This window comes from Ruegeria sp. AB6 (assembly GCF_056542685.1).
On the sequence record NZ_JBQGAD010000002.1, the window covers coordinates 452131 to 473927 of the forward strand.

Genomic DNA, 21797 nt, shown 5'->3' on the forward strand with positions numbered 1-21797 from the left:
AATAACAGCAGTGCCGGCCTAGTAGAGACGAGTTTGGGTCGGTCTGACAGCATCATCTCGACTTTACTTTACCGCGACCGGAACCTAAACGCCAAATTTCTCTCGACACAACTCTCGCACCTGCTCCCAAGTGTCTTTGTATTCGGGCGTGCCGTCCGCTGCATAATGGAAGTTCTTCATTAAGCCAGTCAACTGCGTGAATGTTTTTCGTACATTTTCCTTGTCTTCGAACGTCGCCTCGGATTGCGTTACGTCATAAACGAGCTTGAAGGTTATTTTTTGCCTGTCCAACGGAACCGTCGCATCAACGTTGTCGAAAGGGTCTTGTCAGAAGAACTTTGCTTGAGCGGGGCAGGGCGGTTTCGTAGCGTCTGGGAATGACCAAACCTGCCGCCTTCAAGTATTTCAAAACCAGCCCCGAGATCATCCGCCTGGCGGTGATGCTGTACGTCCGTTTCCCACTCTCGCTTCGGAATGTCGAAGATCTGCTGCATGAGCGAGGCATCGACGTGAGCCACGAAACTGTCCGATATTGGTGGAACAGGTTTGGCCCTATGTTTGCATCAGAGATCCGAAGAAAACGGGTTCAGCAACTCCGAGCCTTTTCAAAATGGAAGTGGCACGTTGACGAGGTTTTCGTGAAGGTGAATGGCAAGAGAAACTATCTCTGGCGGGCCGTTGATCATGAAGGCGAGGTGCTGGAAGCCATTGTCACCAAACGCCGAAACAAAGCTGCAGCACTGAAATTCCTCAAGAAATTGATGAAGCGGCACGGTAAAGCAAAAACCGTCGTCACGGATCGCTTCGCGTCGTACCAGGCCGCTCTCAGAGAGCTTGGCGCTACCGAAAAACAGCAGACGGGCAGGTGGCTCAACAACCGAGTCGAGAACTCGCACCTGCCGTTTCGACGACGCGAACGCGCGATGCTGCGTTTCAGGCACATGCGAAGTTTACAGAAATTCGCCTCCGTCCATTCCTCCGTTTGCAACCACTTCAACCAGGAAAGATCGTTAGCCAGTCGAGACACCTTCAAGCTGACCCGCGCCGCCGCTCTTAGCGAGTGGCGTCAACTTTGTTCCGGATAGGTTAGCGGTTTCCGCGGCACACTGAGACTGGTTCGAATTCGTCTGACAGCACCGCCACTCATGATACATCTTGGACGAATTGAACGACGAAAAGCCGGGCAAACCTGTGGTCAGCCCGGCCTTGCGAGATTTTTCAGTTTCAGGAGAAGGGTTCAGCCGAACCTGACCAAAGGGCCATCCTGAATTTCTGAAAGTTCAACAGCCTTGTCGATCAGGAACAGAGCTTCCATCTTCGACGAAGCATTCAGCGAGACGTCCTCACCGACGTGGTATGATATACCGGCATTAGCCAGAAGCTCACCGGCGTCGGTGCCAGGCAGGCGTGACAGGCGCAAGCTCAGTTCTTGCGCGTTCAGGCCCTTTTTGCGGTCGTGAATCAGAAGGAACACACCATTGCCCCAATAGGTCGCGAAGTTGCGGCCATCCTTGGAGGATGTCAGTAGCGCCTCGCCTGCAACCGCCATGATCTCGCGGAATTCGGTTGATGTGCTGAGGCCGAAGATCTCTTCGACTTCGTTGACCTTGATGGCCAGCATTTTGGACGTTCTGGCGTGCATGGTTGCCAGTTGAACCACGTAATTTTCGAACTCGGCCAGACCGATGCAGCCAGGCAGATCGCCAAAATAGAGCGGATCGCTCAAACGGAAATTCGGATTCACCTCGGAATCGTTTTGCGCGTAGACATCCGCCTCGAGCACTTCGATCGCGGCACGCCGTTCGGCAGCCAGTCGATACGCATCCGAAAGACGCTGTTTTAGGTCGGCAAACTCGAACGGTTTGGTGACATAGTCCGTGGCGCCAACCTCGAACGCTTCGTCGATATACTGTTTCTGCACCATGGCGGTGACCATGATAATTGGGGTAAAGCGATAATCCGGCAGTTTGCGCGCTTCTTCGCACAAAGTAATACCGTTCATCTCGGGCATTTGCACATCAAGCAGCAGACAGTCGAATACCTGATCCGTTTCGGACAGGACTTTAATCGCCTCTTGACCGCTGCGCGCGGTTACCACGTCTTCATAACCGAAGGCGCCCAATACACAGATCAACAGCTCAAGAATGCTTGGGTCGTCGTCTACGGCAAGTATACGCATAACAAATCACCAGGTTTTGCCACCGAACCATCCTTTTGCTTTGCAGACTTCCGGCAAAGGACGGCAGGCGAGTGGATTTTCAGGTGCGTTCAGGCTGTCCGAGAAAAACGGCAAAAGATTGACGGGTCAGAGGCACCTATGTGTCCGATTAATCATTTTTTCATTAAGCGCGGATTTAATGAACATTAGGATCAACATGGAATTTGCCAATCATTTCGACCGCTCGGGTAGGAGCTTTTTCACCCTGTTGCAACGGAGTTGACGTGTCGTGATCGCGAAAAATTCATGTTTGCCGCTCCAAGTTCCACCCAGTTAGTCGGAAAACCCAGAAAATTCTCTTCTGTTCAAAGAGTTGTGAGCGGCTAACTGTCTGCATCTGGCGCAGGAAATCCACAAAAAAATCAAACAAAATGGCGAATAAACTAAAATTTAGCAGCCAAAAATGAAGGGTGGAGGTGATTTGGCCACACATGGGCTTCAATCATAAGGCGAACAGCACTAAGTTGTAGACTTGGTGTTCGGCATCTTGGCATAAGTGTGTCAAAAATAAGAGCAAAATATGGATCGACCACTCCAGTACGAGCAGGCCTACCCGGCGTCCAAAGTTTTTCCGGACCTTGAGCCTGCTAATGACGCTGCGGCTGCGCCCAAGCCTGCGCCGCGGCGACGGTTGTTTTCGCTCAAGCGAAGCCAGCCGTCCCGTCAGGAAAAGCTGGGTGAGATTCGTGCGACGACGATGAGTTTTCGCAACATGCATGAATATGGCACGCTGCTGTCCAAGTATCTGGAAACCCGCAAGTCGATTTTCATCGACCGCCTGAACTGGCAGATCGGGCAGGTAGATGGCATGGAGTTCGATCAATACGACACACCCGCCTGTCGCTGGGTCGTTCTGCATGAATTCGGCGAGGTTCTGGGCGGCGTGCGCCTTTTGCCGACAACCGCGCGCTGCGGGATTTACTCCTATATGTTGCGGGATGCGCAGCAGGGGAATTTGCCGGGTATGCCAACGGATGTCCTTTTTTTCGAGGCTCCAGTTGCCCCCAATGTCTGGGAGGCATCGCGGTTTTTCATCACCGACAGCGTGCCGTCCTCACGTCGTATGGCCGTGCAACAAGAGTTGTTCTATCAAATGACTGTGACAGCCGCCGAGGGTGGAGCGACGCGCATTCTTGGAATTGTACCGTCAGTCTGGGCGCGCTGGTCGCGGCGGCTTGGGGTAGGGGCCGCGCCGGTTGGGGCGAAGTTCTCGATCGAAGGGACCTATAGCCAGTCGGTCTTGTTCAATATCAATCGGCAATCGCCATAGAGCGCAGTTAAGGTGCTGGAAAGCATGTTAAACACGGGGTTGGCCTGCGTGTTCCTTGTCTTTTGGTGCGAGGCCAGTGGCCGGTTTTGACAAAATAAGGCCCAGAAATGAACACGTTTCGCGGCGTTTTTTACCGTTTTCGCCGCGGTTTTGTCCTAGTCGTTCAATAGGTTGGGACCGTTAAACAAGTTGAAAACGGTTTACCAGTCATGAAACACTCCAACCCGGACAGTGAACAGTTCCAGCGGAAACTGGAAATCCGCGCGTTGCAAAAGACCAAGCTGCGCGTCTTGGTGGTTGATGATGAACCCAGCATTCTGGAGCTGTTGCAGGCCGCGTTGGCCGAGTTTGAGAATTGCGATATTTCAGCTGCATCCTCGGCCTCTGAAGCCCTGGCGCTGATCGAGGCCACCGGAACGCCGTTTGACTGTTTCCTGCTGGATATTCAAATGCCCGGTATTAACGGAATCGAATTGCTGCGGCGTATTCGACAAATGCCCGAACATGCCGATGCGCCGGCGATCATGCTGACCGCGATGAGCGATAGAAAACATGTGGAAGAAGCGTTTCTGGAAGGCGCGTTCGACTATGTTACCAAACCGTTTGATTTCTTCGAGCTGCGCAGCCGGATGAACGCGGCGCATCTTTTGATGCAAGAACGTATCAAGGCGCGCCGCAGCTCGGCCTCGGTGCAGAGCCTTCGGGCTGAACTTGACAGCACACAGCAGTTCAGCTTTGATGATCCATTGTCAATCGACGGGCTCGAACGGTGCCTACGATATGTTGAGTTCGACAATTACATCGAACAACTTTCGCGGGGATGTCTGTACGATTCATGGGCCGTTGCCGTCAAACTTCAGGATGCTGACTTCCGGTTCGATCTTAACGATTTCAGTGCGTTCCGCCGTGCGATTTCCGATTTGGGACGCTCCATCGAAAAGACGACCAAGCTATCGCAAGCAGTGTTCTCGTACCGGGGTAGCGGCGTGTTTCTCGTCGTCGTGCATGGCCGCGAGGCCGCATCCGACCTGCCTGCCGAAGAAGAATTGAACCAGCTTTTTGGCGCGATGCTGGCGGACCGAGGTGTCTCGGGGTCGGTTCGGGCTGTCAAAGGAGCCGCTATTGCCATGCGGTCTATTTCCAAGTCAGGGGCATTCTCAGCAATGAATAACGCGATCGAAAAGGTGCAGGAACGGGAAGTGGCCCTTCGCAAGGTCGAAGCGCCCGAGGCAGAACTGCCCAGCAAATCTAACGTGGTGAAGATGGACAAGCCACGTACCAGCCTGTTCGAGACCGTTTTGCAGGAGATGTACGGCAGCCAGACCTATCTGGCCCGCAAGTAAGGCTTGGGCCTCAGGCGCGGGCCGCGTTCAACATCATGGGACCGCTGGTGCGCATGGTGAACGTCAGGACCGGCTCGGGCATCGGAGCCGATGACATCGAGAAATGAATGTCTCGCAGAACTGACGCCATCAGAACCATAATCTCGGTCTCGGCATATTGCGCGCCAATACAGATGCGAGGGCCATCACCGAAGGGGATATATTGCCCACGCGGAGGCGGAGCACCCAAAAAGCGTTGGGGTCTGTACTGATCGGGCTCTTCCCACAGCTTTTCATTGCGGTGAAGTGAATAGACCGGGAAAAACAACGCGTCACCTGGTTCGATCTTGATCCCTTTGATCTCCACCGCTTCCTCAGCATCCCGCGCAAAAAACGCAGCCGAAGGGTACAGGCGCAACGTCTCTTTGATATGCGCGCGCAACAGCGGCATGTGTTCGAGATGCGAGAATTCGATTTTGTCTTCAGGGCAGGCTGTTCGAATCTCATCCCGGATTCTGTGCTGCATCTCGGGGTAGAGCGCCAGCAGGTAGTATCCCCAAGCCATCGCATTGGCCGAAGTCTCGTGCCCCGCGACAACAAAGGTCAGCAGGTTGTCGACCGTGGTTTCCAGATCTTCGAAGTCTTCCTTAAGCGCGTCGATCATCAGGTCTAGGAAATCTTGCGGCTCCTCTCGGCCTTCGGCGCGGCGCTGCTCGATCACAGTGCGTGCCAAATCGCGCATCGTAGTGACGGGGGCGGTGCTGCGCAGCCATTTGCGGCGGGGCAGCCATTTGGGCAGGCCCATCAGGTCGAACAGAGAGATATCGGAAATATAGTTAAAATAGGCGATCAAGCCCACCCGGATCTGTTCGGCGCTGACCTCTTCATTGCCGGAAAAGATCACACGAGAGATATTCGTTAGCGTCGAAGCCGGTGCGACCTGCGCTATGTCCACAGGACCTTCGTTCTCAGCTAACGACGCGGCGATCTCGGAGCCAGTTTCGGCAAAGTGACGCGACAAGACAGGCAAGTTCCGGGCCGCGAAAAGCGGCGAGTAGCGCTGTCGTTGTTTGCGCCATTTCTCACCCTCGGACAGGATCAGACCATTGCCAACGGCGGAGCCGATGATGTCTTTGGTGAACTTGGCCTTTGGAAAACGGCGGCCTTTGCCAACAAGCAATTCGGTCACCATTTCGGGGTCGCATATATAATGGATGTTCAACGGACCACGCACATAGGTCTGCTGAATCGTCTCAATCGGGATAACCTCAAGCATGTTGCGCCCGGCTGAACGGGCGAATTGCAACAACGATACGGGCTTTTCTGCCAGTCGGGCCGAAACCGGTGTCACGTCGGCCTGCCTCATTTCCTGCATACCAATTGCGGTCATGCTGCTCATCCTTCAGGTTCATTGGCCCCTGGGCAGAAACATTTAGTGTCAAAACACGCAAAGAATCAATGAAATCGTTAACTTACCGCCATGTGTTTCCGGACTGTGTCATATTAGACTCCGTCACTGATGCTGATATGAGAACAGTGACTATTAACAATACACATCGCGTTTTGAGATTATTGCCAAACTGTGAACCAATTTCGGACCAACTGCGTCCTCATTGTGCCTGTAGTTCAAGGAGAACAGTGCCACAATTGAAGACGACGTGATGACGATCACAGAAACGACACCGCCGATCGAGCTCTCGGAAGAGCCTGTCGATCAGCTGCTACAGAACATCAAAGACTACACCGCCATGAGCTTTGCGCTGCTTTGGCAGCGGCAGGCAATTTTTCTGGCGACGACCATCCTGACGGGCTTCTTCTTCGACTCGCTCAACGCGATCCTGTTCTATGGCACGATCCTGATATGCGAAGCGCAAGACCTGTATCTTGCTAAACGTGTGGCGCGCCTGCGGCGCGATGAACGGCGCGCGATTGCGATGATGGTCGCGTGGATATTGCTGAACACGATCCTAAGCGCCGCTGCCATTTGCCTCTATGCGGTGTCAGTTGCGTTCAAACAGCCGTCGGGGGGGCACTTCACCCCCTTGTTCTTCCTGTTTGCGGCCGCGCTTTTTGCGGCGATGAACAACCATCAGTTCGTCTGGGCCATGATCGTGCGGCTGGCCATGTATGGCGTGTCGTTCATGGTGATCGTCGTTACCGATATCTGGATTGAACAACCCGACCTGTCGTCGGAACTTTGGCTGCATTTCTTCACGGTCGTCTTCGTGATGTACTTTTTGATCGACTGTTCACTGGTCTTTCTTAAGCTTTATCGAAAAAATCTAGAGCAGCTTGAAAAACTACGGGAGGAGCACGAACGTACCAAGGCGGCCTATATCGCCAAGACACAGTTCATTTCTACGGTTAGTCACGAATTGCGCACGCCGCTGACCTCTATCAAGGGATCGCTGGACCTGATCAACACAGGCGCGATGGGCGAGGTGCCTGAAAAGATGCAAAAACTTGTTGATCTGGCTGCGCGCAACAGTGAGCGGCTGGCGTCGCTGATCAATGACGTACTTGATATTCAGAAGATGGAAGCGGGTGAGATGGTCTTTCGGCAAACTGCGATTGATGTTCGTCCTCTTGTGCAAGAAGCCATTGCGGCCAATCTGGGTTATGCCAGTGCCCATAACGTAGTGATTGAAGAGAATGTCGACGGCCAAGCCGATCTGCAAATACGCGGGGATACATCGCGCCTGATTCAGGTGCTGACCAATATGATTTCGAATGCTGCCAAGTTCTCTTTCGATGGTGGCTCGATCACCGTCGGCTACAAGCAGGTTGGCGGCCGCGTGCGGATTTTTGTCAAGGATCAGGGGATCGGTATTCCCGCGGGAAGCCGAGACAAAGTTTTCGACCGCTTTTCGCAGATTGATTCATCTGATGAACGTCATGCCGGAGGTACAGGTCTTGGAATGAACATTTCCAAGGAAATCGTGGAACAGTTTGGTGGCACGATCGACTACTACAGCACACTAGGCGTCGGAACCGAATTTTTCGTAGAGTTTCCCATCCTGGAACCGCGTAACAGGCCTGCAAAAGGACATGGACTTACTGATCTGCCGAAAATCATACGATCCAACTAGGCCGTCCATTTGGATCAGCCTTTGCCCAAAATTACTTCACCAGTCGAAACGCTCATAGACTTGTGTATCTAGTGCCGAAACTTGCGGGCTGTCAGGTAGTGTCACTGTCTCGGACAGGACATCTGCTTCTTGGGCTATATCCTGAGCCTCCGGTGCCATGTCCCAAGGTTGAGAGGCCATATCAGTTTCCGTCGCGTCGGCGAGTACAGATGCATCCATTCTTTCGGACTCCGCGCCCGCTGGTTCTGATCCTCCGACAGTGAGTTGAACCGGGATTTCTATTCTGTCCACTAAGTCGGGATCGTTGCGATCAGAGATTGCGAGTTCGAGGTTGATACTATCTTCGAATCCAGCGGGCGGGGAAATTTCCAAACTCGAAAGGTCCCAGCCATCCAAATTGACCACTTCTCCATCCGATAACAATGAGGCTTCGCCACTAACGAAGAGAGTGTTTTCGGGTGCGCCGTCCAACAAAATCGTCGCGCGCTCACTGGCTTCCGCTATGTCGATTTTTAGAGCTATAGTTCCACCTTCTTCGGCTGAGAGAATTCCGCTGACCTGAATTTCGGGCGCGTTTGAACTTTCTCCTTCCGGCCGGTTGTCTGGACCTGTTTCCAAAGCGGTGGTCGGCGCGCTTTCATCGAAAGAGCGTTGGACTTCCTGATCACGGTTTTTGGCTTTTGAGTAGCTTTGACTTGCGGAATTGTTTTTTGACGCCAGACCGCTGGCGATTGCAGTCTCGGGCATGTCGGCAACAGTGATCGAGATTGTCTCGGTTCGGCTTAAACCACCTGCGTCGATCACTGATACATCGATGTCAATCGAGGCTGCTACTTCATAGTCCAAGGCGACACCAGGCTTCAGTCGCAACTGGTTGCCGACCACTTCGAACCGATCATCCGAAACTTCGAACCGGTGTATGTCATTTGCATCGGGATCAGCGAAACTCAGATACCCAACGATGGCGCCTTCGGTATTTTCTGCGACCGAAAGCTGAGCCTCTGTCAAGGCGATGTTGTCGACCAGGGCGCCGTAGCTGTCATTTTGACTTTCTGGTTCACGGAGTTCCAGCGTGTCCTGGCCAGAGCCGACCACCTGAAGCTGGAACGTTTCCCAATCGGACGATTGTGGATCCAGTTCGCCGACCAACTGTCCGTTCCAATATACTTCGACCGTGTCGGTGCCACCGGATAGGCGCTCTCGCAGGTCAATGCCCAAATCGTAAAGCTGCCCGTCTTCAGTCTCAATCGTCTGGGAAATACTGTCGACGCCCCTTGCGTGGTCCAACTCCAACAATTGGTCCCCATGTGAAGCCTTGGTCCCCCATAGATTATCCCAGATTTCAAGGCCATGAGCATCGGTCCATCCCCCAGAATCGTTATTGTCGAAGCCGCGCCATCTGCCACGGTCGAGGTCGAATTCTTCAAAGCTTCCGTTTGCGACCAGATTGTCTGTTGCATTGCCAATGGACAAGTCGACCGGGGCTTCGTTGATGTCTTGGATATCCACTACGAAAGTTTCAGAAACACTCAGCCCGACGGCGTCGATAGCTGTCACCTCAAGCTCGATCTGTTGGGTGGTCTCATAGTCAATGTCCGCCTCAGGCTTGAGGCGTAACTTTCCATCAACAACTTCGAAACGGTCGTCCGAGACTTCGAAGCTGTGGCTGTCGCTCTTGTCTGGATCAATCACCGAAATCTCTCCAACCACGGCACCGGCTGCATTTTCTGCCACAGTTGAATTCCTGAGCGAAACGCCCTCGGGCCCTTCGTTCACATCCAGCACCTCGATGGTGAAGGTTTGCGTCAAGCTGAACCCGTGCGCGTTTGTGGCCGTCACGTCCACTTCGATCTGGGCTGCATCTTCATGGTCCAGCGATACTTCGGGTTTTATTCGCAGCTCTCCATCAATGATTTCAAACCGATCGTCCGAGACGGTAAATTCATGCGCGTCGCTGCTATTTGGATCAATGACGGTGAGGGTGCCAATCGCTGCACCAGACGCATTCTCTGCGACGGTCGCGTTGTCCAGATTTAGCGCGTCAGGCGCAAGGTCAACCTCCTGTTCTGGTGGAGGCACTGCGCTGGGACCACTGGAAACCGGGGCAGCGATTCTTGGCGGAACATCCGGAATTTCTGGAACCGTCGGAGAGCCCTCCGTGTTTGAGGTGTTGAGCTTCGAAAAAGGCTCATTGGCGGATCCTGAAAAAGAAGAGGGGGCTTCAGGTGCATCTGGAACAGCGCGCGTTTGCACAGTTTTCTGGCCATCAATGACGGCCTGTGCTTGAGGAAGCGAGCGTTCGGCGCTGATGAAGTCGTCGCGCGCAGAAGGCATGTCTGCTTTCTCAGGTGCACCGTTTTGATGCAGCCTGTCGTCTATCGTTCCTTCGACCCGTTCCCCCGTGTGCAAAGTGCTGCGGGTCGGATCCTCTTGGATCGAAACGCCGCGCGCAACGTGAGAGACGATCTCGGCTTTGTCGTTCAGTTCGGTTTGTGCGGAATTGATCTGATGCTCAAGATATTGCCCGGCTTTTTGCATTGATCTGATCCCCGTTTGTTCCCCTGATTCCGGCCCATCAGTAACATAGGTTGTTGCTGCGATTGCGACTTAAGTATCTAAAAATTAAACGAAATAATCCACAGTTCTCGATCGGAGTTTACGCTTCTTCAATAGGTTCAGGCCAAACCGATTGGACGAGGCAACTGGGTGAGCAATAGTATGGGATCGAGCGAATTTATCGGACGAAAACTGACGCCACGGTTGGGTGTTCCGGTTTGGGTGGCTTCCCTGTCTTTGAACGTATTGTCACTTTTGATGCCGATCTCAATCCTGTTGATTTTCGACCGGATCATTCCATTCCAATCCATGGAAACTCTGCACGTTCTGACTTGCGTTCTACTGTTCAGTGCGGGGTTTGAACTTGTTTTGCGACATTGCCGATCCATTCTATTGTCGACCGCCGCAGAGGATGCAGCGCGCGCCAACTACAGCCTTTTTATGAGACAGGTTCTGACGGCAAATACCCTGACCTTCGCCAAAGAGCCACCCAGCAGTTATGCCGAGCGCTACGCTGCGATTGCGCAACTTCGGGATCATTATGCGGGGCAAGGGCAAACGCTTTCGATTGATCTGCCGTTTACGCTCATGTTTGCAATCTTGATCGGATTGATTGGCGGCTGGCTCGTTCTGGTTCCATTGGGTGCTTTTGGCATCGTCCTGATTTTTGCGGCCGTAATGAAACGTGCTCAATGGAACTTGTTCCGACAGCGTAAGACGCTGGACACCCGCAGATACGCCTTTTTGTCCGAGCTTTTGTCGAACATGAAGACAATCAAGGCTAACCGGATGGAGCCGCAAATGTCGCGGCGATTTGAGATGCTTGAGGATCAGACAGTCGACATCAGCGGCCGAATGATACGTTTCGCCGGCTTCGCACAGAGTTTTGGTACCGTTTTTGCTCAGGTATCGGTGGCCGCAATGGGCTTGTTGGGCGCTTATCTGGCGATCCGAAATCAGATTGGTATCGCGGAAATGGCGGCCTGTATGCTTCTGAATGGGCGGATCGTGCAGCCGCTGACCAAATTGATGGCAATGTGGGTCCAGGCTGAAAATATCACTGTCGCCTGGTCCAGATTGAAAGAGATGAATGAGCTTGAAACGCATCTAGTCGCGACGTCTGGCGACGGGAAGCTATCGGGTGTTGTTACGGCCTCGGACGTCTCGGTCAGGCGTTTGCATGGAAACGGTGCGTCATTTTCAACGGTCAGTTTTACAGCCAGCGCCGATAGAGGCGTTTTGATCGAAGCCGAGGAAAGCTGGATGGTCGACGCCCTTTTTGATGCGCTAACGGGACAGTGCGACCTGGATCAGGGAAGCATTCTTTTCGACAGAGTGGATGCCAAGAAAAGAGTTGCCTTTCGCGGCGAAAACGCGTTGGTCGCGCTGGAGAGAGAACCGGTTATCCTTTCAGGTACCTTGCTGGAAAACCTAAGTGCGTTTGGTGATCACGAGCGGATCGAAAGCGCCAAGACGATTGCCGCTGCATTGGGGTTGGAACGCCGGATTTTTCGCCTGCCGCTTGGGTACAACACCCCAATGACAATTGGGTCGGCGTTCGAACGCGACCCGGTGAACCGGCAATTGATCGCATTGGTGCGCGCACTGGCTCTACAGCCTCACATCCTGCTAATGAACGAGCCGACCGCTGTGCTTGATACGGCTGAGCGACAGGCGCTGGCAGATTATCTGGCTAAGTTAGAAGTGCGACCGACGCTTATCGTGGCATCGCCCGACCCGCGTTTTAAGCAATTTGCGCCACAGGTCGTCAGGCTAAGTGCAACCAAGTCACGCGACATGGCAGCGTGGGTCGCGGATACGGATCTTGAAAGGCTGACATCAGAGGCCATGCAAAAGGGGGCCGCATGACGACGCTTGAAGTAGAAAAAGCAACCGGCCTGCTGGACGCTCTGCTTTACAACCAAGGGCGCCGAAGCAGCCTAAACACGTTGCTGGAAGCACTCCCACATCAATCAGAAAGGCTAGATCAGGATGACATTCTGGATGTGCTCGACACGCTGAAAATTTCTTATACCAAAACTCGATACCGGGAAGACACCATTGTGGACGCGGATTGCCCGGCTTTGGTTATTCCCGAAACCGGGCCGTGGTACGTCGCCTTGGGGCGTAACGGCTTGTCCTTGCGGGTGGCTGGCGCGAAAGACCACTCACCAAAACGTCGTAAGTGTTTGGTCATCCGAATTGAAACGAAGGCTTGGCGCGAAGAGGACGGTTCGCCACAAACTGTTCGTATGGCATTCCGAGTCTTTAGGCCGATGTTGCCTTGGCTTTTTCTTGCGTCATTCCTCATCAACCTATTGGGCTTGGCTGCGCCACTTTTGATCATGGCGATTTATGACAAGGTTATCCCATCGGGTTCGGTGGCAATGCTTAAGTCATTGGTTGTTGCGGTCTTGGTTATCGGCCTCTCGGATATGTGTTTCCGACACGCGCGAACACGGGCATTGGCGTATATCGGCGCGCGCGGCGAACACCAACTCATGATTGAGTTGTTTCACAAACTGATGTCGCTGCCCCTGCAGCAGTTGCAAAAGTCGGATATCAGCCAACAGCTCTCTCGTTTCAGGCAATTCGAAGCCCTGCGAGACGTGTTCACAGGCCAGATCATGACCAGCTTGCTTGATTTGCCTTTCGTTTTAATTTTCTTTGCCGTCCTGACTTTTCTTGCCCCTCAGGTCGGATTGTTGACGCTTGGGCTTGTTGTTATTTTGGTGATACTCGGTTTCGTCACCATCCCCGAACAGCGGCGACTGGACGGTGCAGCCTCAGATGCGGCTGCAAAAAGTCAATCTGCAATGCAGCAGGCGATATTGCACCAGCGCATGATGAGCGACTTGGGACTGCAACAGAGATGGCTGGATCGCAGCTTGTCTTTGTCCAAAGCGGCAGAGGATGCAACGCGGCGTGCACGTGTGTTTCAGGCATTCACGCAGTCCTTGTCCCAATCGGTGACAGCGTTGGCCACGGTGGGGGCCATTATTCTCAGCGCTTATGCAGCGGTGAATGGCGATCTCAGTTTTGGCGCTTTAATCGCTGTGATTGCTCTGGTGTCAAAAATTCTTGCCCCGGTACAGACATTGTGTAGTTGCTGGGCTCAAATCCTGATTTTCAGTCACAGCCGCAATCAGGCTGATCGGGTGCTTTCGTTGCCAGAAGAGCTTGAACTGGGGTTGGAGCATTCTCACCGCAAGGACATTCAGGGCGAGATCCGGTTTTCTGCCGTCACTTTTCGCCCAGATCCGCTGAATGCACCGCTTCTGTCGCAGGCGAGTTTGAGCTGTGATCCCGGTGAAGTCACCTTAATCATGAGCAGTGATGCAGCCGTGCGAACGGCGGTCTTAGACCTGATGGACGGGCTGGCTACGCCTTTGGCGGGCACTGTATCTTATGATGACGTTGACTTGCGGCAAATCGCCAGGGACGAACTGCGCACTTCGGTTACTTACGCGACCTTTGAAAAAAAGCTGTTCTACGGCACGATCGCACAGAATTTTCGATTGGCGTCTGTGTCACTGAGTGATTGCCAAATCGAAACGGCCTTGTCGCAGATGGGATTGTCGCAGGACCAGGAGTTGTTGCCAGATGGTCTTGAAACTCGTCTGACCGATGCTCACCTGGCGCAGTTGCCAGATGAAACCCTCAAGGCTCTGACCCTTTCGCGTAGCATGGCGCGCCCTTCATCGGTTTATCTGTTTTCGGAACCGACCAATGGTTTGTCAGATCAGCGCCGTGCTGCCTTCAAGGAGTGGATGCGACAGCAAAAGAGGCGGAGCACCGTTGTGATCGCAACTGCGGACCGGTCCTTCCTTTCGATCGCAGATCGCTTTGTGTTTCTAAACGGAGAGCGCGTGGTTTTGAATGACACCGGAGAGGTCGGGCGCAGAAAGTTGAAGGCCATTTTACAGGCAATGGAAAAATAAAATGAGAGAGCAGACACAACAAAATTCGACCTCCGGTCCCACGGCACGTTTAATAAATCGTCGTCGGATGCGACCTCCAAGGGTGGCCGCGTTTTTGGCGCTGACGATCTCGGGCTTTCTGGGCGTGATACTAGTTCTGGCGGGGCAAACCAACGTTCCTCAAATCACGCGGGCCCCGGGGACAATCTTGCCGTTCGGGGACTATGCTCAGATCGAAACTCTGCACGGAGGCGTGGTCAGTGCCGTTCATGTGCGCAATGGCCAAACGGTCAAGGCGGGCCAACTTTTGGTGGAATTGGACCATCCAGACCTTTCGCGTGAGCAGGACATTATGACGGGTCAGCTTTCAGCAATTATTCGTCAGACCGAAAATGCCAAAACCGTTTTGTCCATGCTAGACAGCGAGACTTTGCCAAGTGACCGCGCGCTTGATGAGATAAGGAGTAGAGGCCTGACCAATGCCGCGGCTAGGCTGGATCTGTATTCTGAAAGCCAGACGATCCAGCAGGTATCGATCCAGCAGCAAGAGGGGACGCTGCGAATTTTGCAAGATGCAGCCGAACTGTCAGCAGCACGGGTCGAAAGAAAACAAGATCTTCTGGCAAGATATGCACAGCTTAGGGCACGTGGATTGAAAACCCTGAGCGACTATCTTGAAGAGGAAGATGAGGTTGAAGCGGTTCGAATTGCGGCATCGGACGCGCGGGTTCGGTTGGCCCAGGCGGAAAATGCGTTGAATTTGGCCCGCGCGTCTATGGCAGAGGAAACTCTGGCTCTGCGCGAAGAGGTATTGACGAAACTTTCTGATCTGGATCAGGAAAGGGCAGAGCTTATTGCCGCTCTCAAGATAGTGGGAGCTCAGATCGCGAGCCTGGCCATCGTGGCTCCGGCCCGCGGAGTCGTTCAAGCTGCTGCCTATCCCAATCCGGGAGAGGTCATTGCGCCGGGTGAGGTGCTGTTCGAATTGTCGCCAACACATGACGCGCTATTGGTCGAGGCACGCATTCCAAACGCGGATATCGGTCATGTGGATACCAGTCAGCCAGTGTCCGTCAGCGTTGACACATTCGATGTGCGCAGGTTCGGAAAGGTCCAAGGGCGATTGCAAACTGTCTACCCCATGCCGCTTACCGATGAGAGGACCGGCGAGACCTATTTTCGCGCATCCTTTGTTTTGGCTGAAGGCAATGTGGGACGTGGACCTTATGAAAGGCCACTTCAGGCCGGGATGACGGTTGTGGCCGAGATGGCGACAGGGGAGCAAACGCTGTTGTCCTATATGTTGAAACCTGTCCAGACGACTTTGGGCCGTGCTTTCAACGAAAGATAGTAGCCCGACCTGCGTGCCGCCCCATCTCGTCACGTAGGTCGAGCAGGCGATGAATTTAGTTTTCGTTCGACAAAACCGCGCCACCCGTTTTGTTGCGGGATGCGGCACGCAGACGGTCCTTGAAAGTCTGGGTCGCGCTGTCTGCAACGTCAGCCTGGGTGACAATGGCATCAGATAGAAGAAACGTGGCACGCATTGCGACAGGTCCATCCACGACAATAAATTGAGTGTTGCTCGGGGAAATCGTCAGCCGGCCAGTGACCTCTACACTTTGGTGAATGTATTCGGGCATCCAATCCGTCTCCAGTTCGACGCGGATCATCTGGTTCGGAGGCGGCGGCGGTAAATGGCTGCACATGCCTGGCCTCGGTACAAGGTATATGATTGAAGCACCGTTAGGAGCTTGAGGAGCCGGGATAGCATAGCCTTGAATTGTGGCGGCTTTACCCTCAAGATCGGGATTGCCTTGGGAACCGGCTTTCGCGCGCTGCGCGATCACATTGTCGCGCTGACTCAACAATCGGTCGATGTCGATCTTTTCAGCGGCAAGAGCATCTTCGGTTTCAAACAGATTTTGTTGCCACATCTGCCGTTCCTCGGCGGTGCCTACATCCTGTTGCAAGCGGCTGCGCAAACGCAGGACGTAAACAAGATCATCGAACTGTTCCGGGCTGAGTGCGCGAAACGGGTCGTGAAAATCCTGTACGGATGGGTCGGGCAATTCAGACCAAAGCAATGGCGTCGCGGCCCATGTCCCGAGGGGCGCACACAATACTGAAAACGCACAGATCAAAACTGCTCGCAGGCGCATCCCAACGGCCTTTCATGGCTTAGAAAATAGCGGTCATTCAAAAGTGAGAGATATCCGGGTAAACCGCAAATCACGACACTGCAAGCGCCCCCAATTGGTTCAGGCAGGGGGTGTGATAGGGTTCGAACAAGGCGACAAATTCCAGCGGTAGTCCGTCCTCTGCTGCACGGATGACATTAGTCGAAGTTGCAAATTTGTCGATGACGCTGTCGTCGATCTTGCCGAGGACGTCTTTTACATAGGGCAATCGGTGCAGCCCGCTCCAATATCCCAAATCCAGAGCCTTCCCTTCGATCCCTTTCTCTAGAACGAATTCTTCGTAAGCATAGGCGAACTCAGTGGCCGCATCCTGTCGCGCGATCTGGGGGCCATAGATCCGGTTGATGACGTCAAGCGCGTGACCGGCAATGCCGTGCCCCTTGATCAGCCGGTAGGCAACACCTGCGCCAAGGGCACCAACCCCCAAGGCAAGAACGCGACGGCGCGACCAGCTCATGTGATAACCTCCGATGCTCTGAGGGATAGGGCGGAAATGGTCAGGGATGGGTTGGCAGGCGAGCAGGTCGGGAAAGCGCCCGAGCCCAGTACGAACAGGTTTGGAACTCCATGCAGGCGCAACCGATCGTCAACCACCGATGACTCGGCCGAGGGACCCATGCGGTGCGTGCCTTGAATATGCGCCTGTGTGCGAATTTTTTCGTCCACTATCAGCTCCTCGATCGTATCGGGGATGATGTCCGGCAAGCCGTCAATCGCCCGTCGCAGGCCGCGCATCGCATAGTCGGTGTACCCGACCCATTCGATGACGGGTTCGTCGTCCTCCAGCAGGACCCTGTTCTCTGCCATTGGAATATCATCGACGGTTAACCGGAGATGCAGTCGGTTGGCCCATTTACCCTGTTCTCGCCGGATCGAGACCGGGGCGTTAACGGTTTCGATCAGAACAGCGCCGGCCTCTGATCGGTCAATGTCATGGTAGAAATGATACCCATGTCCGGTTTCGGACGCACCGCCGTAAAAGGCTTTGATATTTGCGGTGTCCAAAATGATGTCAACCTCGCCTTGTTCATGAAGGTACGCACCTAGAGCTTTGTTTTTTATTCCTGATCTCAGCAAGATGGCAGCGTTGAATATCCCGTTTGTTCCCAGCGCAATTGTGTTGCCGCGCAAGCGCGCCTCAGCACCGTCAGCAGTCTTGACTTGTACTGCACGGGCCTGACCGCCTTCGATATCTACCGTGCGTACTTCGGTGCCCAACAGGTAGTGCGCGCCGGGATGTTGCAGCCGCTCGAACCCGTTCAGAATCGTAAATTTCGCGTCCACGGGGCAGATGCGGCAGACACCGTTTGCGCAACACCGCGCTCGCGAGCCACCGTTCGAGGTCGCGCTTGGCAAGGGCACCCAAAGCGGGCTGTCTGCGCGCAAGGCTATGTCAGAGCGAGATGGCGCGTGAGGCGGATACGGAAACGGCGCACTGCGCGGCAAGATGTGATCGGATTGCCCACCGCAAACTTCAATCATCTCTTCGGCCTGAACCCAGAAAGGTTCAAGATCATCGTAGGTTATGGGCCAATCTTCACCGATACCGAACTTGCTTTTCAGGATGAAATCATCGGGATGCAGACGCGGAGTGTTGCCCCACCAATAGTTCGAATTCCCGCCAAACAAGGTGAATGCAACCCATTCCTTGTGTGCGCCCGAGCTATTGCGTTGCTCGATTTTTTCACGAACGGCCCATCCATGTGCGATCTGGTCTGCATGAGAATAGTCCTGCCCCTTTTCGACAAACAGGATGTTAAGATGATCGGGCAAGCCGTGGGCGAAAAACATCGCGGAAAAACTGCTGCCTGCGATCACCACATCCCAATCGCGGGCGCTGGCTTGTTCAAGAGACAATAGGCGCATCAGAACTCATTAACCTTATTAATCTTCACCTGTTGACCAAATTACAGGCTTCCGTCCGACCCGACCAGATCACGCGAGAATTGCGGCGGGGCGAGACAATCACTTTATGGTTTGCAATAATCAGGCCCTTGTCAATAAAGTTAAAGAGACGGCAATGCAGTCGCCTTGCCGGAATTGTTGTTGTTTGTTTGGTGTGTTCGTTGAAATTTGCTTTGAAAAGACGTCATCTTCTTGGGGCTGTTGCTGCGGTGGTCATTGTCCCACCGGTTGCCAGGATTGCAATTTTGAAGTCGCGGGATAATCCGCTGCCTCCCATTTCCGATCCGAAAGTGGTTTTTGCTGATGGCTGGCTGTTGGATGCGAGCGACCTGGATGTGGACGGGTTGTCATGATCCTGGATGCGCGCGCTGAAATCCCGGCGTTAGAGGGGCCCTATGACTGCTGCATCGTAGGCGCGGGGCCGGCTGGTATCGCGCTTGCGCTGAAACTGGCACAGGCGGGCCGTCGAGTGGTTCTTCTAGAGGCCGGAGACCGTGAGGTCACGCCCGACTCGCAGGAACTATATGAGGGCGAAAATCTGGGCCTGGAATATTACCCTCTGTCTGCGCCCCGGCTGCGCGCGCTTGGGGGGACGACCGGTCATTGGGGCGGGCAATGTCTTTTGCTGGACCGGTCCGACTTTCTGCCGCGCCCGGACGTACCCCTCAGCGGATGGCCCATTCGGTACGAGGATCTGGCCCCGTATCAGGCGGAAACAGCTAAACTTTTGCAAACAGGACAGTTCTCGGGCGGCTTCCGCAAACCGGTTGACGACAGCGGCACGCTGGATGTTGTTGAGCAGAGGTTCAGCTCTGACCGGGCGTTTTATGATATCGGCAACACGGACCCGGTACGCTTCGGTCCATTCTATCAGGGGCAATTGGAGGATGAGCCGAACATCGACCTTGTCTTGAATGCCAATGTGGTAGGGTTCGACGTCGATGGTGAGACCGGCCAAATCACGCAGGCGCAGATCCGTAACTATGGTGATGGCGAGGGGGCGGTGGCTGCCGGACGCTTTGTGCTGGCCATGGGCGGTTTGGAAAACAGCCGTATGCTGCTGCATCTGAACGCCCGGCAAAACAACAGGTTCGGCAATCAGAACGACATGGTTGGTCGCTGTTTCATGGAGCATCCGGTAATCGACCATGAAACATACTTCATCACACGGCGTCTTTATTCTCATTCCCCGACATGGGAATTCGAACGTCTGACGAGGCGCTCCCGCCCCGAGCTTGTGCTGAGTCCCAGCCAGGACCAGATGCTAAAAAACGGCTGGACCAACTCAGCCGTGCGGATGCGGCGACTACGACGCAGAAAACTGCCGCCCAAAGAGCTGGGGGACACGGGCTTTATTAACGGTTTGAAATTCGATGAGGATTACTTTTTCACCAGCAACTCTCAGGTCACGGCTGAACAGCGCCCTAACCCTGCCAGCCGGGTTGTTCTGACCGATCAGCGGGATCGGTTTGATCTGAATACTGTCGGGCTGGAACTGCGGCTGATGCCCGAAGATATCGAGACCCTGCGCGGATCAACCATTGAAGTGGCCAAGTTCCTGATCCGAAACGGGCTGGGCCGGATGCGGATGGACCCCGCCTTGTGGAACCGCGATGCATTCGAAAACCTGCCGTTGGACTATGGCAGCCACCATATGGGCGGCGCGCGCATGTCCGAGACGCCCGAGACTGGTGTGGTCGATGCCAACTGTAAGGTGCATGGGGCCGCGAACCTCTATGTTGCAGGGTCAGGTGTGTTTGCGACCTGCGGCCACGCCAACCCCACGTTTACTATTGTACAACTGTCCCTGCGGCTGGCGGATCATTTGCTTGGGCGTTCTGCCTGACGGGGTTTTGGGGTTGAAGCCCCCTGTATTCCACTGGCAGGTTAGCCCCGCACAAGGGGGGCGTTCATGACATCTCAAAGCTCGGGTCAGGCAGTCTTTCTGTCGGGCAGCCTGATGCGCCATGTCACGCGCATGTCATTGACCACCAGTATCGGCCTGATGGCGATCTTCGCTGTCGACTTCGTCGATATGGTGTTCATCTCGATGCTGGGTAACGACGCGTTGGCGGCGGCGGTTGGCTATGCCGGGACGCTGCTGTTCTTTACCAACTCGGTCAATGTCGGCCTTTCTATTGCCGCAGGAGCTCTGGTCTCGCGTGAGCTGGGGGCAGGGCGACCGGATCAAGCCAGGCGGTTTGGCACCAGCGTAGCAGTGCTGGGCGCGATCACCGGCATGATCCTGTCCGCGCTAGTGCTGTGGAATCTTAGGGCCTTGTTATCGCTGTTGGGGGCCGAAGGTGAAGTGCTGGACCTTGCAGTGCGCTATAGCTCGATCATTCTTCCGACCATGTGGGTGATGGCGTTGGCCATGGCCGGGATGGCGGTCTTACGGGCCCATGGGGATGCGCGCCGTTCCATGCAGGCGACGATATTTGGTGGGCTGGTCAACGCGGTGCTGGATCCGATCCTGATCTTTGCGGTTGGGCTTGGGCTGGACGGGGCGGCGATAGCCTCGGTCATCGCGCGGGTCTGTATGCTGATAGCGGTGATGCGACCTGCGACAAAGGTGCATCGAGGGTTCGCGCGCCCTTCGCTTAAACAAGTGGTTCAGGATGTGCGCCCGGTGCGTGCCATTGCGGTACCTGCCGTATTAACCAACATAGCCACGCCCGTCGGTAACGCCATCGTCATCCGTGAGGTGGCGCAGTTCGGAACCGATGCTGTAGCCGGCATGGCGGTTATCGCACGGCTGATGCCGGTGGCGTTTTCGGTTGTGTTTGCCCTATCAGGCGCGATCGGCCCCATCGTCGGCCAGAACTATGGTGCGGGGCAATATGATCGAGTGAAAGAGACGTTTCTGGCCGGGGTCAAATTCACCGCCATCTACGTTCTGCTGATGGCCGCTGTCTTGTTTGCCCTTCGAGGCCCAATTGCGGATCTGTTTCTGGCGCAGGGGGAAACGCGGGCGCTGATCTATCTGTTCTGCGGTCCTCTGGCGCTGGCGTCTTTCTTCAACGGGGTAATCTTTGTTGCCAATGCCAGCTTTAACAATCTGGGCCATCCCATCTATTCCACATGGGTCAATTGGGGGCGGCATACGTTGGGTACTTGGCCGTTTGCCGTGGTCGGAGGCATCCTTGCCGGCGCGCCTGGTGTCCTGATGGGGCAGGCGCTGGGGGGCGTTGTCTTTGCGGTTGTCTGCTGGGTGATGGTGCGCCGCGTTGTGTCAAAGCTCAGCACGCCGAAAAAGCCGGACCCGTTTGCCGGGCAGAACCGACTTCACGCGCTGTTTGGGCGGCGTGGTTGGTAA

The 21797-nt window shown here is 54.6% G+C and carries 16 protein-coding genes; 10 read left to right on the forward strand and 6 right to left on the reverse strand.

All coding sequences use genetic code 11. The features are described from left to right. Positions 1 to 377 precede the first annotated feature (377 nt). Positions 378 to 1085, forward strand: a complete 708-nt coding sequence (locus ACR0DB_RS06355) for an IS6 family transposase (protein WP_480549569.1) — start codon at positions 378 to 380, stop codon at positions 1083 to 1085. Between the two features lie 152 nt (positions 1086 to 1237). Here ACR0DB_RS06355 and ACR0DB_RS06360 read toward each other — a convergent pair whose 3' ends face one another. Beyond that, a complete protein-coding gene (locus tag ACR0DB_RS06360) occupies positions 1238 to 2179 on the reverse strand; it encodes a response regulator (RefSeq protein ID WP_170769307.1) in 942 nt (313 codons plus the stop codon). Positions 2180 to 2738: 559 nt separating this feature from the next. Between ACR0DB_RS06360 and ACR0DB_RS06365 the strand changes: the two genes are divergently transcribed. Beyond that, the gene (locus tag ACR0DB_RS06365) at positions 2739 to 3488 is read left to right on the forward strand and encodes an acyl-homoserine-lactone synthase (RefSeq protein ID WP_170769308.1); all 750 of its coding nucleotides are present in this window, start codon (positions 2739 to 2741) and stop codon (positions 3486 to 3488) included. Between the two features lie 209 nt (positions 3489 to 3697). Further along, positions 3698 to 4831, forward strand: a complete 1134-nt coding sequence (locus ACR0DB_RS06370; RefSeq protein ID WP_480549571.1) for a response regulator — start codon at positions 3698 to 3700, stop codon at positions 4829 to 4831. Positions 4832 to 4841: 10 nt separating this feature from the next. Here the strand turns inward: ACR0DB_RS06370 and ACR0DB_RS06375 are convergent, their stop codons facing one another. Beyond that, a complete protein-coding gene (locus tag ACR0DB_RS06375) occupies positions 4842 to 6200 on the reverse strand; it encodes a cytochrome P450 (protein ID WP_480549573.1) in 1359 nt (452 codons plus the stop codon). Positions 6201 to 6471: 271 nt separating this feature from the next. On the opposite strand from ACR0DB_RS06375, the gene ACR0DB_RS06380 reads away from it, so the two are divergent. Next, positions 6472 to 7899 carry a sensor histidine kinase gene (locus ACR0DB_RS06380; protein ID WP_170769311.1) on the forward strand — a complete coding sequence of 476 codons (1428 nt, stop codon included), beginning with the start codon at positions 6472 to 6474 and terminating at the stop codon, positions 7897 to 7899. Between the two features lie 36 nt (positions 7900 to 7935). Here ACR0DB_RS06380 and ACR0DB_RS06385 read toward each other — a convergent pair whose 3' ends face one another. Further along, the gene (locus ACR0DB_RS06385; protein WP_480549575.1) at positions 7936 to 10437 is read right to left on the reverse strand and encodes a cadherin repeat domain-containing protein; all 2502 of its coding nucleotides are present in this window, start codon (positions 10435 to 10437) and stop codon (positions 7936 to 7938) included. A 180-nt stretch (positions 10438 to 10617) separates the two neighbouring features. Here ACR0DB_RS06385 and ACR0DB_RS06390 point away from each other — a divergent pair, with 180 nt between their 5' ends. The 3 genes from ACR0DB_RS06390 to ACR0DB_RS06400 all read left to right on the forward strand — a co-directional run bounded on the left by ACR0DB_RS06390 (position 10618) and on the right by ACR0DB_RS06400 (position 15726). Further along, on the forward strand, positions 10618 to 12324 hold the full coding sequence (locus ACR0DB_RS06390; protein WP_480549577.1) for an ABC transporter transmembrane domain-containing protein: 1707 nt from the start codon (positions 10618 to 10620) through the stop codon (positions 12322 to 12324). Then, entirely contained in the window at positions 12321 to 14396 is a 2076-nt protein-coding gene (locus ACR0DB_RS06395; protein WP_480549579.1) for a peptidase domain-containing ABC transporter, read from the forward strand. The genes ACR0DB_RS06390 and ACR0DB_RS06395 overlap by 4 nt, the downstream gene beginning before the upstream one ends. Before the next feature lie 82 nt (positions 14397 to 14478). After that, positions 14479 to 15726, forward strand: coding sequence for an HlyD family type I secretion periplasmic adaptor subunit (locus ACR0DB_RS06400; protein WP_480549581.1), 1248 nt, complete (start codon positions 14479 to 14481; stop codon positions 15724 to 15726). A gap of 55 nt (positions 15727 to 15781) precedes the next feature. Here the strand turns inward: ACR0DB_RS06400 and ACR0DB_RS06405 are convergent, their stop codons facing one another. From ACR0DB_RS06405 to ACR0DB_RS06415, 3 genes are all read right to left on the reverse strand, one after another. Beyond that, the gene (locus ACR0DB_RS06405; RefSeq protein ID WP_480549583.1) at positions 15782 to 16312 is read right to left on the reverse strand and encodes a DUF3299 domain-containing protein; all 531 of its coding nucleotides are present in this window, start codon (positions 16310 to 16312) and stop codon (positions 15782 to 15784) included. Between the two features lie 295 nt (positions 16313 to 16607). Further along, entirely contained in the window at positions 16608 to 17033 is a 426-nt protein-coding gene (locus ACR0DB_RS06410; protein ID WP_480549585.1) for a hypothetical protein, read from the reverse strand. Then, a complete protein-coding gene (locus tag ACR0DB_RS06415; RefSeq protein WP_480549587.1) occupies positions 17030 to 18442 on the reverse strand; it encodes a GMC oxidoreductase in 1413 nt (470 codons plus the stop codon). The genes ACR0DB_RS06410 and ACR0DB_RS06415 overlap by 4 nt, the downstream gene beginning before the upstream one ends. Positions 18443 to 18642: 200 nt before the next feature. On the opposite strand from ACR0DB_RS06415, the gene ACR0DB_RS06420 reads away from it, so the two are divergent. From ACR0DB_RS06420 to ACR0DB_RS06430, 3 genes are all read left to right on the forward strand, one after another. Next, on the forward strand, positions 18643 to 18834 hold the full coding sequence (locus ACR0DB_RS06420) for a hypothetical protein (RefSeq protein ID WP_170784288.1): 192 nt from the start codon (positions 18643 to 18645) through the stop codon (positions 18832 to 18834). Continuing rightward, entirely contained in the window at positions 18831 to 20327 is a 1497-nt protein-coding gene (locus ACR0DB_RS06425) for a GMC oxidoreductase (RefSeq protein WP_480549589.1), read from the forward strand. Before ACR0DB_RS06420 ends, ACR0DB_RS06425 begins: the two co-directional genes overlap by 4 nt. Positions 20328 to 20393: 66 nt before the next feature. Continuing rightward, positions 20394 to 21797, forward strand: a complete 1404-nt coding sequence (locus ACR0DB_RS06430; protein WP_480549591.1) for an MATE family efflux transporter — start codon at positions 20394 to 20396, stop codon at positions 21795 to 21797.

Bases quoted from the DNA above. Each gene is read 5' to 3' on its own strand.
- ACR0DB_RS06355 (WP_480549569.1), top strand. From the start codon at position 378: ATGACCAAACCTGCCGCCTTCAAGTATTTCAAAACCAGCCCCGAGATC.
- ACR0DB_RS06360 (WP_170769307.1), bottom strand. From the start codon at position 2,179: ATGCGTATACTTGCCGTAGACGACGACCCAAGCATTCTTGAGCTGTTG.
- ACR0DB_RS06365 (WP_170769308.1), top strand. From the start codon at position 2,739: ATGGATCGACCACTCCAGTACGAGCAGGCCTACCCGGCGTCCAAAGTT.
- ACR0DB_RS06370 (WP_480549571.1), top strand. From the start codon at position 3,698: ATGAAACACTCCAACCCGGACAGTGAACAGTTCCAGCGGAAACTGGAA.
- ACR0DB_RS06375 (WP_480549573.1), bottom strand. From the start codon at position 6,200: ATGACCGCAATTGGTATGCAGGAAATGAGGCAGGCCGACGTGACACCG.
- ACR0DB_RS06380 (WP_170769311.1), top strand. From the start codon at position 6,472: ATGACGATCACAGAAACGACACCGCCGATCGAGCTCTCGGAAGAGCCT.
- ACR0DB_RS06385 (WP_480549575.1), bottom strand. From the start codon at position 10,437: ATGCAAAAAGCCGGGCAATATCTTGAGCATCAGATCAATTCCGCACAA.
- ACR0DB_RS06390 (WP_480549577.1), top strand. From the start codon at position 10,618: ATGGGATCGAGCGAATTTATCGGACGAAAACTGACGCCACGGTTGGGT.
- ACR0DB_RS06395 (WP_480549579.1), top strand. From the start codon at position 12,321: ATGACGACGCTTGAAGTAGAAAAAGCAACCGGCCTGCTGGACGCTCTG.
- ACR0DB_RS06405 (WP_480549583.1), bottom strand. From the start codon at position 16,312: ATGTGGCAACAAAATCTGTTTGAAACCGAAGATGCTCTTGCCGCTGAA.
- ACR0DB_RS06410 (WP_480549585.1), bottom strand. From the start codon at position 17,033: ATGAGCTGGTCGCGCCGTCGCGTTCTTGCCTTGGGGGTTGGTGCCCTT.
- ACR0DB_RS06415 (WP_480549587.1), bottom strand. From the start codon at position 18,442: ATGCGCCTATTGTCTCTTGAACAAGCCAGCGCCCGCGATTGGGATGTG.
- ACR0DB_RS06425 (WP_480549589.1), top strand. From the start codon at position 18,831: ATGATCCTGGATGCGCGCGCTGAAATCCCGGCGTTAGAGGGGCCCTAT.
- ACR0DB_RS06430 (WP_480549591.1), top strand. From the start codon at position 20,394: ATGACATCTCAAAGCTCGGGTCAGGCAGTCTTTCTGTCGGGCAGCCTG.